This is a genomic window from Desulfosarcina ovata subsp. ovata (assembly GCF_009689005.1).
GTDB classification, from domain to species: domain Bacteria; phylum Desulfobacterota; class Desulfobacteria; order Desulfobacterales; family Desulfosarcinaceae; genus Desulfosarcina; species Desulfosarcina ovata.
The window spans coordinates 1,392,780-1,404,984 of record NZ_AP021879.1 but is presented as its reverse complement, the minus strand read 5'-3'; the positions used below and the strand labels follow the sequence as shown (position 1 = coordinate 1,404,984).

At 54.6% G+C, this 12,205-nt stretch carries 13 protein-coding genes; 12 read left to right on the top strand and 1 reads right to left on the bottom strand.

What is annotated here, in order from left to right; all coding sequences use genetic code 11:
* The first annotated feature begins 70 nt into the window (after nucleotides 1–70).
* The 11 genes from panB to GN112_RS06175 all read left to right on the top strand — a co-directional run bounded on the left by panB (nucleotide 71) and on the right by GN112_RS06175 (nucleotide 9,159).
* Complete coding sequence (gene panB, locus GN112_RS06225) at nucleotides 71–904, top strand: 3-methyl-2-oxobutanoate hydroxymethyltransferase (RefSeq protein WP_155309434.1); 834 nt, start codon at nucleotides 71–73, stop codon at nucleotides 902–904.
* A 28-nt stretch (nucleotides 905–932) separates the two neighbouring features.
* A complete protein-coding gene (gene panC / locus GN112_RS06220; protein ID WP_155309433.1) occupies nucleotides 933–1,781 on the top strand; it encodes a pantoate--beta-alanine ligase in 849 nt (282 codons plus the stop codon).
* A 5-nt stretch (nucleotides 1,782–1,786) separates the two neighbouring features.
* Nucleotides 1,787–2,149, top strand: coding sequence for an aspartate 1-decarboxylase (gene panD, locus GN112_RS06215; RefSeq protein WP_155309432.1), 363 nt, complete (start codon nucleotides 1,787–1,789; stop codon nucleotides 2,147–2,149).
* Nucleotides 2,150–2,210: 61 nt separating this feature from the next.
* Entirely contained in the window at nucleotides 2,211–3,629 is a 1,419-nt protein-coding gene (rsxC, locus tag GN112_RS06210; RefSeq protein WP_231716947.1) for an electron transport complex subunit RsxC, read from the top strand.
* A 43-nt stretch (nucleotides 3,630–3,672) separates the two neighbouring features.
* Nucleotides 3,673–4,650: an RnfABCDGE type electron transport complex subunit D gene (locus GN112_RS06205; protein WP_231716946.1), complete on the top strand. Its 978-nt coding sequence runs from the start codon at nucleotides 3,673–3,675 to the stop codon at nucleotides 4,648–4,650.
* Between the two features lie 2 nt (nucleotides 4,651–4,652).
* Nucleotides 4,653–5,339 carry an RnfABCDGE type electron transport complex subunit G gene (locus GN112_RS06200; RefSeq protein WP_155309431.1) on the top strand — a complete coding sequence of 229 codons (687 nt, stop codon included), beginning with the start codon at nucleotides 4,653–4,655 and terminating at the stop codon, nucleotides 5,337–5,339.
* Complete coding sequence (gene rsxE, locus GN112_RS06195; protein WP_155309430.1) at nucleotides 5,332–5,952, top strand: electron transport complex subunit RsxE; 621 nt, start codon at nucleotides 5,332–5,334, stop codon at nucleotides 5,950–5,952. The genes GN112_RS06200 and rsxE overlap by 8 nt, the downstream gene beginning before the upstream one ends.
* A gap of 14 nt (nucleotides 5,953–5,966) precedes the next feature.
* A complete protein-coding gene (locus GN112_RS06190; protein WP_155309429.1) occupies nucleotides 5,967–6,812 on the top strand; it encodes an electron transport complex protein RnfA in 846 nt (281 codons plus the stop codon).
* A complete protein-coding gene (locus GN112_RS06185; RefSeq protein WP_155309428.1) occupies nucleotides 6,800–7,711 on the top strand; it encodes an RnfABCDGE type electron transport complex subunit B in 912 nt (303 codons plus the stop codon). Before GN112_RS06190 ends, GN112_RS06185 begins: the two co-directional genes overlap by 13 nt.
* Nucleotides 7,712–7,846: 135 nt before the next feature.
* Nucleotides 7,847–8,794, top strand: coding sequence for a universal stress protein (locus GN112_RS06180; protein ID WP_155309427.1), 948 nt, complete (start codon nucleotides 7,847–7,849; stop codon nucleotides 8,792–8,794).
* Between the two features lie 104 nt (nucleotides 8,795–8,898).
* Nucleotides 8,899–9,159 carry an FAD/NAD(P)-binding oxidoreductase gene (locus GN112_RS06175; protein WP_155309426.1) on the top strand — a complete coding sequence of 87 codons (261 nt, stop codon included), beginning with the start codon at nucleotides 8,899–8,901 and terminating at the stop codon, nucleotides 9,157–9,159.
* A gap of 88 nt (nucleotides 9,160–9,247) precedes the next feature.
* Here the strand turns inward: GN112_RS06175 and GN112_RS06170 are convergent, their stop codons facing one another.
* Entirely contained in the window at nucleotides 9,248–10,888 is a 1,641-nt protein-coding gene (locus GN112_RS06170) for an IS1634 family transposase (RefSeq protein ID WP_155309425.1), read from the bottom strand.
* Nucleotides 10,889–11,011: 123 nt separating this feature from the next.
* Here GN112_RS06170 and GN112_RS06165 point away from each other — a divergent pair, with 123 nt between their 5' ends.
* Nucleotides 11,012–12,178 carry an FAD-dependent oxidoreductase gene (locus GN112_RS06165; RefSeq protein WP_155309424.1) on the top strand — a complete coding sequence of 389 codons (1,167 nt, stop codon included), beginning with the start codon at nucleotides 11,012–11,014 and terminating at the stop codon, nucleotides 12,176–12,178.
* The last annotated feature ends 27 nt before the right edge of the window (nucleotides 12,179–12,205 follow it).

The window sequence follows — 12,205 nt, the reverse complement described above, 5'->3', positions numbered from 1 at the left end:
CGTGAGCCGTATCAATAGGCCCTCGGTTTGCGCAATTTTTGGGTGTGAAAATCAGGAAGGACTGAATACTATGGCCAAGGCAAAATTTACCGTACGATCATTCAAATCCACCAAGGCAAACGGTCGACGCATCAGCATGCTAACGGCCTACGACTATACCACAGCATGCCTGTTGGACGAAACCGGAGTAGACTGCCTGCTGGTGGGGGATTCTCTCGGTATGGTCATGCTGGGTTATGAAAACACCTTACGGGTAACCATGGATGAAATGATCCACCATACCAAGGCGGTGGCCCGAGGCTCGCGTAATGCTCTGCTTATTGGAGACATGCCTTTTCTTTCCTACCATATCAGCGTGGAAGAAACGGTACGCAACGCCGGACGCTTCGTGCAGGAAGGCGATGCTGAAGCTGTAAAACTGGAAGGCGGTCAGGGAATGGTCGATAAAATCCGCGCCATCGTCAAAGCGCAAATCCCGGTTCTGGGGCATCTTGGACTCACCCCCCAGTCGGTAAACGCCTTTGGTGGTTTCAAGGTTCAAGGTAAGGATTTCGAGACGGCCCGCCAGATTATCGATGACGCCCTGCTGCTTCAGGACGCCGGCGTATTCGGGATTGTTCTTGAGTGCGTTCCCGATGGGGTGGCTCGCTTGATTACTGAAAAACTGGAAATCCCAACCATCGGTATCGGCGCCGGCGTACATTGCGACGGCCAGGTCTTGGTAATACAGGACTTGATGGGTATGTTTCGAAAAATGCGTCCAAAATTTGTAAAGACCTATGCCGACGGTGGAGATATCACCGTTGCGGCGGTTAAATCTTATATCAAAGAGTTGCGCAGCGGCGCCTTCCCAGCACCCGAACACAGTTTTCCTGTCGATGAAAATGTGCTGGCCGCACTCTGATACTACAGGACAAAAAATCTCAAAAAAAATGCAAATCATCCAATCCAAGAATGAACTCCGCAAAGCGGTAAAAAGTGTCAAAAGAAAAGGCAAAACCATCGGCTTCGTTCCCACCATGGGGTTCTTGCATCAGGGCCATCTGTCCCTCATTCGTCGGGCACGGGAGGAAAATGATATCGTCGTGGTTAGCATTTTCGTCAACCCGACCCAGTTCGGCCCCAATGAGGACCTGGATGCTTATCCCCGAGACGCGCAGCGAGATTCTGATCTGATGGTGGCGGAGACCGTAGACATTGCCTTTTACCCCACTGTCGATGCGCTCTATCCGAAAGGCTATACCACTTACGTTGAGGTTCAAGGTCCAATGACCCAAGTGCTTTGCGGCCGGTCACGACCTACCCATTTTAGAGGTGTCACCACCATCGTGACCAAGCTGTTCAACCTGGTTTCTCCGGATCGTGCCTATTTCGGTCAAAAAGATGCCCAACAGGCGACCGTGATTCAACAAATGGTCAGAGACCTGGACTTCGACCTGCAAGTCGTGGTTTGTCCAATCGTCCGCGAAGCCGACGGCATGGCCATGAGTTCGCGTAACACCTATCTTACTCCCGGGCAAAGGGCGGATGCCCCGATGTTGAACCGGGCACTGCTCGACACTAAGGAGATGATCGAAAAGGGCGAACGCAGCGTAGCAGTGGTCAGTCGGAATATTGAAAAGCAGATCAGTGGCATTGAGGATGCAACCATCGACTATGTAGCTGTGGTGAATGCACACACCCTGGAAGAAATGGAAATGCTCAGTGGTGAGATGCTCGTTGCTTTGGCAGTCAAATTCGGGAGGACACGACTGATCGACAATATTCGAATAGAGGTATAATTATCATGCTGGTTAACATGCTCAAAAGCAAGATCCACCGCGCCACGGTTACCGATGCCGATCTGAATTATGTGGGCAGTATCACCATTGACAGCGTCGTGATGAATTCCGCCAACATCCTGCCTGGGGAAAAAGTCCAAGTCGCCAACATAAACACCGGTGAACGTTTCGAAACCTACACACTAGAAGGCGAAGCACACAGCGGCATCGTCTGCCTGAACGGCGCTGCCGCACGTCTGGTGCAGCCCGGCGACAGAATCATCATCATCGCTTACTGCTGGCTGGAGGAAAAAGAAGCTAGGCCGTTCAGGCCCACCATCGTTTTCATGGACAAAAATAACCGTGGAGCCTTGGAACCATGGGACTGAAAGGTGGCACAATTTATTGCGGAATCTTTCATGGAAAGATTTCCGCTGCGGAGATCTTTTTGTGTTTCAGGGGTTCCGAAATGATGGTCACAAAAAAAATGAAATTCATGTTGCCGCCATGGGGCTGAAGCTGGAAGGATACCCGGGCAGCGGCACATTCGCTCACGGTGTTCACCCGCCGGATCATAAAAAGTTGTCCAAGGATGCGGCCATCCGGGTGATGCCGACGCCGGAAATGGTGGTGTTGGCCCTTCATCAGAATATCGGCGGCCCGTGTGACCCCATGGTCAAACCCCGCCAGACAGTACAGTGGGGTGAGCTGATTGGCAAGGGCAGTACCTTTGTCTCCACCACCTTGCATGCGTCGGTGCCCGGCATTGTCCAGCGACCGGTGAGAGTGACGCTGGCCAATGGCCGGCACATGGATACCCTGCCCATCAAAACCGAAGGGGAACTGCCGTCGGGTCAGGACCTGTGGGATGAGATCTTCGGCGGGGACTGGCCCACCACCGGCCTGAACGCCTATGAACCGACCCAGATCAGCCGCGATATAAACGATGCTGGACTGGTGGGGCTGGGCGGGGCGGCCTTTCCCACCCACGTGAAGATCACGCCCGGCGACAAGAAGCCGATCCACACCTTGATAGTCAACGGCTGCGAATGCGAGCCCTATCTCACATCCGACTACCGGCTCATGGTAGAGGCTCCGGTTTCCATTATTACTGGCGCCCTGCTGGCGGGCCGTAGTGTGGGGGCCGAGCGGATCGTCATCGGTGTCGAGGACAACAAGATGCCGGCGGTAGCGGCGTTGAAAAAGGCCACGGACGGTACGGGCATACAAATTGCCGTGGTCAAAACCAAGTATCCCCAAGGCAGTGAAAAGCATCTGATTCAGGCCGTGATCAAGCGCCAGGTGCCCCTGGGCGGGCTGCCCTCGGATGTGGGGGTGGCCATAAGCAATGTGGGGACCATGGCTGCCGTTGCCCGGGCCGTGATTCATAAAAAACCCCTGACCCACCGGGTGATCAGCGTTACCGGCGGCGGCATCGTCAACCCGTCCAACGTGCTGGCGCCCATCGGTGTTTCATTCGGTGCGCTGATCGATTTTTGCGGCGGCCTGACGCCCGGCGCAGCCCGCATGGTTGCCGGCGGCCCCATGATGGGATTTGCCTTTGCCAATCCCAACACCCCGGTTACCAAAGGCACCGGTGGGCTTACCGTGATGACCCGGGACGAAGTGAATGCCGGCGAGGAGACCGCCTGTGTCCGTTGTGGGAAATGCGTGGATGTGTGCCCCATGAACCTGGTTCCCACCAAAATTGCCATGGCATCAAGACATCAGGACATCGCCCTGTCCCGGCGATATAACATTATGGCCTGTTTCGAGTGCGGCTCCTGCGCATACACGTGCCCGGCCCACATTCCGCTGGTTCAGCTGATCCGGGTCGGAAAGGCCCTGGTGGCGGCGGGTGGGATCTGACGGTATGACCACGGAAAACCAATTAAACATGCAGGATTCTCAAGTGAAACCGATTGATGAAACCAGACCGACGGCGCCGGTGATTCACGTATCGCCGTCTCCCCACTTGGCCCAATCCACCACCAGTACCCGGCGGATGATGGTGGATGTCCTCGTGGCTTTGGTGCCGGTGGTGGCCATGTCCCTGTTCGTCTTTCGCGGCTACGCCCTGCTCCAGCTGGCTGTCTGCCTAAGCGGGAGCCTGGCGGCGGAACTGCTTTTCGTGAAGATGCGCGGGCGGCAGTCTACCCTGAAAGACTGCTCGGCCATCGTTACCGGCATCATCCTGGCCATGTCCCTGCCCGGTACGGCACCCTGGTACGTGGGTGTGATCGCCGCTTTCGTGGCCGTCGGCATCGGAAAGATTATTTTCGGCGGGTTGGGCATGAATTTGTTTAATCCGGCCATGGTGGGTCGCGCATTCGTCATGATTTCCTTTGCCGGCGCGCTTGCCGCATCGGGATTCGAAGACGTGCGCAGCGCCGTGGACGCCGTTTCCCAGGCCACCCCCATGAACGCCTATAAGATGAACGGTGTGGTGACACCGCTGGTCCACCTCTTCTGGGGAACCACCAACGGCAGCCTGGGTGAGACCAGCGCCCTGGCCTGCCTGCTGGGGGGCCTTTATCTGATTATCCGGCGTGCCGCCTCATGGGAGATCCCGGCAGGACTGCTTCTGGCGGTCCTGGTCATCGGCGGCATGGCCGATCTTGCCGGTCCCGCGGACGGGTGGACGGTGCTGCACCATATCCTGGGAGGGTCATTGCTTTTCGGGGCCTTTTTTATTGCCACGGACCCGGTCACCAGCCCCTTGACACCCAAAGGCAAGTTTATTTTCGGCCTGGGCACCGGCACTCTGATTATGGTGCTGCGGCTGTTCTCCGGTTACCCGGAAGGTGTAATGTTCGCGGTGCTGTTGATGAATGCGCTGACCCCGTTGATCAACCGGTGGACCATACCCACTCCTTTTGGTGGACAATAACGATGACGATGGATGCTGAAAACAAGAAACCCGGCGGACTGAGAAAAAGCAGTTTCGTGCAGGCCTGGCTGGTGCTGGTGCTGGCGGTGGGATTCGGCGTTTCCCTGGCCGGCGTGCAGCTGGCGTTGGGGCCGGTAATCGAGAGTAACAAAATCAATGAAACCCAGGAGAAGGTGCCCGAGCTGGTGCTGGGAAACTTTTTGGCAGCCAAGATGGCAACCGAAAACCAGACACTGGAGATTGTTCCCCGCCAGGTGACCGTGAAAAAGTCGGGTCGGGTTAAATTCTACAGCGTATACGAGGCGCGGTACCAGGATGGCCTGAAAGGGTGGGTGGTGAAAACCAAGGGCCAGGGCTACGCGGACACCATCGAACTGCTGCTTGGGCTTTCCCCGGATCTTCGCACCATCACCGGCCTGTTTGTTCTGGATCAGAAAGAGACCCCCGGTCTGGGCAACAAGATCATTACCGATACATGGCGGGGACAGTTCATCGATGCCCCGGCGGACAGGCCCCTGATAGTGGTGAAAACCGGTGCCTCCCGGCCCGGTGAAATCGATGCGGTGACCGGCGCCACCATCTCATCCAGAAGTGTGACCGCCATGATCAACACGGCCATCGGCGACCTGCGAAAACCGCTCACCGCCGGTCCGTCTGCTGCCGCGAAAGGGGGCAAGGACAATGGCTGACCAGCCCACCGCCGCCGAGCGGTTCATCCAGGGCATCCTGCCGGAAAACCCGGTCTATCGCCAGCTGCTTGGGTTGTGTCCCACCCTGGCGGTGACCAACAGCCTCATGGCTGCCGTCACCATGGCCGGTGCCGTGGGGTTCGTGCTGCTTTGTGCCAACGTGATTATCAGCCTGATCCGCAACCTGCTCAAACCGTACCTGCGCATCGTGGTTTTTACCCTGACCATCGCCACCTTCGTCACCATCGCGGACCGGTTTCTGGCGGCCTACCTTTACCAGATGAGCAAAACCCTGGGGCCTTACATTCCGCTGATTATCGTCAACTGCATCATCATCTGCCGATGTGAGGTGTGTGCGTCCAAGCAGTCCCCTTTCGTTGCCGCGGCTGACGCCGTGGGCCAGAGTTTGGGGTTCGGCTTGGCCCTGTCCAGCATTGCCGCCATTCGAGAAATTCTGGGTACCGGATCCCTGTTCGGACTGCGGGTCATGCCGGCAGTATGGCCGGACTGGGTGATCATGGTGCTTCCTCCCGGCGCCTTTCTCACCTTCGGTCTGCTGCTGGGAACCATCAACTGGATTACCGCCCGCAAGGGCGGTAAGAAGATAGCTTAGGGAAAAACGATCCCATGAATTATCTAATCGATATACTGCTCATCGCCCTGGGCGCGGCCCTGATCAACAACTTCGTCCTGTACTATTTCGTGGGTATCTGCCCCTTTATTGGTGTTTCCCGGCACGTGGGAATGGCTGTGGGCATGGGGTGCGCGGTGACCTTTGTCATCACCATTGCCGCCTTCATCGCATGGACCATCACCACCTTCGTGCTCATGCCCGGCGCCCCGCTCACCCGACTGGCGGCGAGCCTTTTCATGCCGGCCGAGACGGCGGCCCGGGTGGACCTGACCATCTTGAGCTATATTGTCTATATCTTCGCCATCAGCTCGTCGGTGCAGTTTGTGGAGATGTACGTGCGCCGGTTTTTTCCCTTGCTCTACAAGGCCTTCGGTGTGTTTTTGCCGTTGATCACCACCAACTGCGCCATCCTTTTCGCCTGTCTGACCATCATGAGCCACGTGGTGGGCGCGGAGAACCCGGCGGACCGGTGGGACCTGGGCCGGGCCCTGACCCTGGCCTTTTTCGGCGGCGCGGGCTTTACCATTGCAATCGTCATCATGGCCGGCATCCGGGAGGAACTGGAGTTATGCGATGTGCCCAAACCGTTCCGGGGCGCCGCCATTACCCTGGTGGTGGGAGGGATCCTGGCCATGGCGTTCATGGGTTTCACCGGGGTGGATTCGGGTCTCCGGGAAGCCATGACCGCAAAACCGGCAGTGACGGAAACATCAACATCCGTGCCTGCTCCGGCACCACCGGAAGAGAAGACCCTTTCAAAGGCTTTCGACTTTCACCGAGTCTCAACACCGATTGAAGGTCCTGCCAATATACTACGAGGGGAATCATGTCCTGGGTAATTATCGGACTGGCCGCCACCACCATGCTCGCCATGGCGCTGGTGCTGTCATTCGTATTGGGGTGGGCCAATCGGGCCTTTCATGTGGAAGTGGATCCGCGGGTGGATGCATCCATCGATGTGCTGCCCGGCGCCAACTGTGGCGGCTGCGGATATGTGGGCTGCGGCGAATACGCCGAAGCCATCGTGTTGGATGATGCGCCGGTGAACCTGTGCACCGTGGGGGGGAAAAGCTGTACGGAAGCACTTGCAGCAGTCATGGGGGTGGAGGCCGCCGTCAGCTATCCCTGGCGTCCGGTGGTCCACTGCGGTGCCCGCACCGGCGACCGGCTGGGGCGCAGCCCTTACATCGGTGAGCAGCGCTGCGGACCGGCCAACCTGGTGACCGATGTCCAGGGATGCACTTACGGCTGCCTCGGGTTCGGTGACTGCACCCGGGCCTGTGATTTTGATGCCATCCATATTGATGACGGGCTGGCCCGGGTGGATTATTCGACGTGCGTGGGTTGTGGCGCCTGCGCCAAGGTCTGCCCCCGCAACATCATCACGATGGCACCCTTCAAGAGCGACCGGATGCTGGTGGTGCAGTGCTCCAACCACGACGCCGGAAAGGACGTCAAGGCGGTCTGCAAGGTGGGCTGTATGGGGTGCCGGGCCTGTGAACGGACGTCGGGCATGTTCACCGTCCAGAACAACCTGTCCACTATTGACTACGACAGCTACACCCATGAAAATCTGGAGTCCGGACTGTTGGCAGCCAAGAAATGTCCCAGAAACCGTTTGGTTTTCGTCGGCATTCCGTCGGAGAAGGATATCCTTGTTGCTGCCAAAGAAGAATTACCTGATTTGATCAAACCGGATTTCAAAACCACGGTGGATGATACGGAGTGGCGGGGGTAGGCGCGGGATTGATCCTGAATAATCGACAGGATGTGCAGGATGTGGTGGAATCCGATAGGTGTTTTGATTTTTGCCATTGGAACCAGAGTGTTAATTGGTACATCCGTCTAATACAAAATCATCAGGAGGAATTGGGTGAAAGAAACCGTTTTCCAGAATAAAATTCTTGTGGCTATCGACGGCAGCGAGCAGTCTTTATCGGCCGCTCGGTACACCGCTAATGTCTTCCCTACGGACCGCACTCACATAGTGCTATTTCATGTTCGGGAACAACTGCTCGATCTCTTTTCCGACCTGGATGCCTATCCCCATTATAAACATAGGGTAACCGGAGTGAAGCGCTGGGCCACCGAACAAAAGAGAGAAATCACCGACATCATGGACAGTGCTTTGGTCTACTTCAAGCAAAAAGGCTTCCCCGAATCGGCCATTGCCATTAAGACTTCGGCCAAGAAATTGGGGATCACCCAGGATATCATCAAGGAATCCTACGACGGGTACCATGCCATCATTGTGGGACGCACTGGGTTGAGCCGGTTAAGAGACTGGTTGGCAAAGAGCGCAGCCATGAAACTAGTGGCCAAGATCAGACATATTCCCGTTGTGGTGGTGGGCGGCAATCCCGACACGAAACACCTGCTGGTGGCCTTTAACGGCAGCCATGGGGCCATGAAAGGCGTGGCAAGCGTTGGTGCACTGGTGGGGGCCTCGGACCACCACCTGCATCTTTACAGCATAATTACCAACGATGAAAAGTTCTGGGTAGGGAACAAGACGTTCTTCATTCCTGAAAATATCGAAGATTCCATTGAAACCGGAGTTAACCAGATCGGCGCGCAGCTCGAAGTTGCCCGCAGCAGACTATTGACCGAAGGAGTAGCACCTGACCGGATCTCAATCAAGATTCATGCTGTTGACAGGAATCGGTCGACCTGCCTTGTTCAGGAAGCTATGGAGAACCATTTCGGCAGTGTTGTCGTGGGACGTCGTGGGATGATCACGTTTTTTGATGCGATTTTCATCGGCCGGGTCAGCGACAAGGTATTGAGGCTGGCCGATCAGATGGCGGTATGGGTTATATAACCGGTAATCGAATTTTGATAATTGTACTAGTGGTGCTCAAATTAATTTTGGCCTGCGAAGGCTATTTTCATTCCCTAAACCTTTTTAAAGAAGAGGAACTATAAATGCAGAAAACGGATGTGCTGGTCATTGGCGGTAGTGCAGCGGGTATTGTAGCTGCAACCACTTCAAAATCTTTTAACCCAGATAAAAAAATCGTACTGATTCGGAAAGAAAAAAATGTTCTTGTTCCTTGCGGCATTCCTTATATGTTTGGAACATTGGAGAGTAGCGACCAAAACATTGTTCCTGATGCAGTACTGGCAAATGCCGGAGTGGAATTGGTCATCGGTGAAGCGGTTTCAATCAGTCAGGCTCAAGTTTGACAGTTGATTTTAAAATATTCTGATATTTCAATACGCTATAAGACGCAAAAATAGTCTTGGCACTACCTTTTTCTGTTTTCGGTTAGGTCTACGCCTCCTGTATCGTTGCCGGCAGGGCAACACCGACGCACTGGAAGACTTTGCCGCATACGCCCTGGCTACGGCTTCGGATCGAAAGGCGCCAGCCGTCTTCTTCGATGGTTACCCGTTGTAGCGCCTTCAGGTCCTGCTTGATCTCGGCCCACTCGAAACGGTGGCCTTTCTTCAATAGACGGCGGTCCAGTTCCTTGCGAAGGACCAGCGCCAGAAAGCTGCAAAACACATGGCCCCGGATCGTGCTGTCTTTCTGGTGAAAAATCGGGCGGGTGGTAAGTAGGGATTTGACGTCCCGAAAGACTTTTTCTACTTGCCACAGTTCCTTGTACTTGAGTGCTACCTGATCGGCAGGAAGATCCGTATTGGTCCGCAGCACCCACTTGCCATCGAAACGGGCTTCATACTTGATGCGGTCTTTGTCGATGCAGGCGCTGTTCTTCTCGAGCTTCAGATACTTGCGATAGCCTTTGTTGCCGACTAGACTTTTGGGACCTTTTTTGAGTTGCTTGGTCAGAGCTGAAACGATGGCCTCGCGGTCGGCGGCGTCTTTGCGTTGCTGGCGGGTGTTGACGCATACGATGTACCGATTGCCATCGATCTCCACCTGTTTGACTTTCAAGGGCGCCGGCTTGTTGCGGTCATAGCTTTCGGGACGGACTTGTTTATAACGGCCCGGCTGGGATAATACCCGATCCCGGATCTCTTTGACTTTTCGCATGCGGGCACCCAAAATGTACGGAATCGGACTGTCTTTCGATTCGAGTTGCTTGATCGTATTGGCGCTGATCATACCCCGGTCGGCAACAATGCAAATCCGCCCGATCTTAAACCGCGTCTTGAGCCGCTTTACGATCGGCAAAAGTGTTTTAACATCGGCGGTATTGCCTGGCCACATCTCGCAGCAAATGGGCTGACCCTTGTCATCGAGAATCGCGCCAACAACCATCTGGGGCAGATCGGGCCGATGGTCTTTGCTAAAACCCCGCTGGCCGATACTTTCACCGCCCCGGCCTTCGAAGTAGATCGAGGTGGTATCGAAAAATACCAGATCGAGATGGGTGAACAGATCCCGGCGATGGGAGAAGATCGACTCTTCGATCAGATCCTTGTTGCAGCGGGGCGAGAAAGGCGTTGCCCCGTCCTGGTCCTCGATCTGTTCACCCAAAAAGCCCATCGCCCGATACAGGTGGTGAAGATCCAGGTCATCGATCCCGTCAATGATGTAGTCCCGGCACCAACGATGACAGAATCGATCCGAACCCGATACCATCAACCGGTGCAGCACAGTGAGAAAAATGGCTCGCTCGACATTGAACTCGAAACGACGGCCTTTCAGCGACCGCACAATAGCCGCCTGGATACCGGTCTCTTTCCACAACCGCTCGAATATCAGCACCGGTCCGATCTTTTTGGCATCGGCAGCCAGATCGCTTTTGCCGGAAAGGATCAGCATGGTTTGCTCCGAAAAGCGGGACAACGAGCGGATGAGGGTTTCGACACGGCCCTTTTCCTGTAACCGGTCCATGCGGCCTACCGTGGCGACGACGCGCTGCTTGACTTTGCCTTTTTCTTTACGGTTCTCGACGATTTGCAGATACTGATGGTTACCGGACTTTTTGACGCGAGCGAACATGGGCGGCTCCTTTTGAAGAGACACCCTGAATTTATCCTTCAAAGCATTGCCAGTCAATAACTAAGCCTCGATTCTGTGGCACTACCTTTTGGCGAGAATTTTTGGTGCGGTTGTATAATTTCAATGAGTTACGAAGCTCAAACGACCGATTTCCGGGTCAAACTGTCAAACTTCAGTCAGGAAAAAAAGATCTGCAGATTGTCAGATGAATCGGAAATCGGTTTTGAAAAGCTTATTTTTGCAACCGGATCGAACCCCGCCAAGCCTCAATGGCTGAAAGGCTTGGACCTGAACAATGTTTTTTTTATCCCCAAGAATAAAGAATACTTAGATAAACAAATAGCTGAAATAGAGGGATGTGATAAAGTGGTGGTGGTTGGGGGAGGTTTCATTGGGGTTGAAATGGCAGACGAGATTGCTAAATCCGGAAAGGATGTCACAATCGTCGAGCTATTGCCCAATGTGTTAAGCCTTGCCTTCGATAAAGGACTTGCCATCCTGGCAGAAAAAGCCCTTATTTCCAGAGGGGTAAAGGTAACCTGTGGAAAGGGTGTAAAAAAAATCCTCGGAGACCGGAGCGTATCCGGCGTATTGTTGGACGATGGTGAAATCATAGAGGCTAATGCGGTCATCCTGTCGGTGGGATATCAACCCAATACGGCACTTGCCCAAGAGGCCGGCCTGAAGATCAACGAGATGGGATTTATCAAGGTAAACGAATATATGCGAACAGACCATCCGGATATTTTAGCAGTCGGGGATTGTGCCGAAAAATTCAGTTTCGTTACCCGAACACCGAAACTGACCATGCTTGCATCCACATCGTGCGCCGAAGCACGGATCGCGGGCATGAATCTTTATAAACTGTCCACCGTTCGATCTTTTACAGGCACCATTTCAATTTTTTGTACCGCCATCGGTGATGATGCGTTTGGTGCCGCCGGTGTAACCGAAAACCTTGCCAATGAAAGAGGTTTCGAAATTTTGACGGGGTTGTTTGAAGGTGTGGATCGGCATCCGGCCACCTTGCCGGGTACTCATAAACAAATCATAAAATTGATCGCTTCGCTCGATTCCGGAATTATACTGGGTGGGGAAATGTTTGGTGGAAAATCGACAGGAGAACTAATCAACCTGATCGGCTTTATGATCCAAAATAGTATGACAGTGGATGCGCTGTTGACATCTCAGATCGGGACGCACCCCCTATTAACGGCGGCGCCAACTGCCTACCCGCTCATTAAAGCTGCAGAGTCGATTGCCAAGAAGCGCAACAAATATCTACACTAAACCGCAGATTCTCAACAATTTTCCGGA

Coding starts and splice junctions, on each gene's coding strand:
- panB (WP_155309434.1), top strand. CDS start 71: ATGGCCAAGGCAAAATTTACCGTACGATCATTCAAATCCACCAAGGCA.
- panC (WP_155309433.1), top strand. CDS start 933: ATGCAAATCATCCAATCCAAGAATGAACTCCGCAAAGCGGTAAAAAGT.
- panD (WP_155309432.1), top strand. CDS start 1,787: ATGCTGGTTAACATGCTCAAAAGCAAGATCCACCGCGCCACGGTTACC.
- GN112_RS06200 (WP_155309431.1), top strand. CDS start 4,653: ATGACGATGGATGCTGAAAACAAGAAACCCGGCGGACTGAGAAAAAGC.
- rsxE (WP_155309430.1), top strand. CDS start 5,332: ATGGCTGACCAGCCCACCGCCGCCGAGCGGTTCATCCAGGGCATCCTG.
- GN112_RS06190 (WP_155309429.1), top strand. CDS start 5,967: ATGAATTATCTAATCGATATACTGCTCATCGCCCTGGGCGCGGCCCTG.
- GN112_RS06185 (WP_155309428.1), top strand. CDS start 6,800: ATGTCCTGGGTAATTATCGGACTGGCCGCCACCACCATGCTCGCCATG.
- GN112_RS06175 (WP_155309426.1), top strand. CDS start 8,899: ATGCAGAAAACGGATGTGCTGGTCATTGGCGGTAGTGCAGCGGGTATT.
- GN112_RS06170 (WP_155309425.1), bottom strand. CDS start 10,888: ATGTTCGCTCGCGTCAAAAAGTCCGGTAACCATCAGTATCTGCAAATC.
- GN112_RS06165 (WP_155309424.1), top strand. CDS start 11,012: ATGAGTTACGAAGCTCAAACGACCGATTTCCGGGTCAAACTGTCAAAC.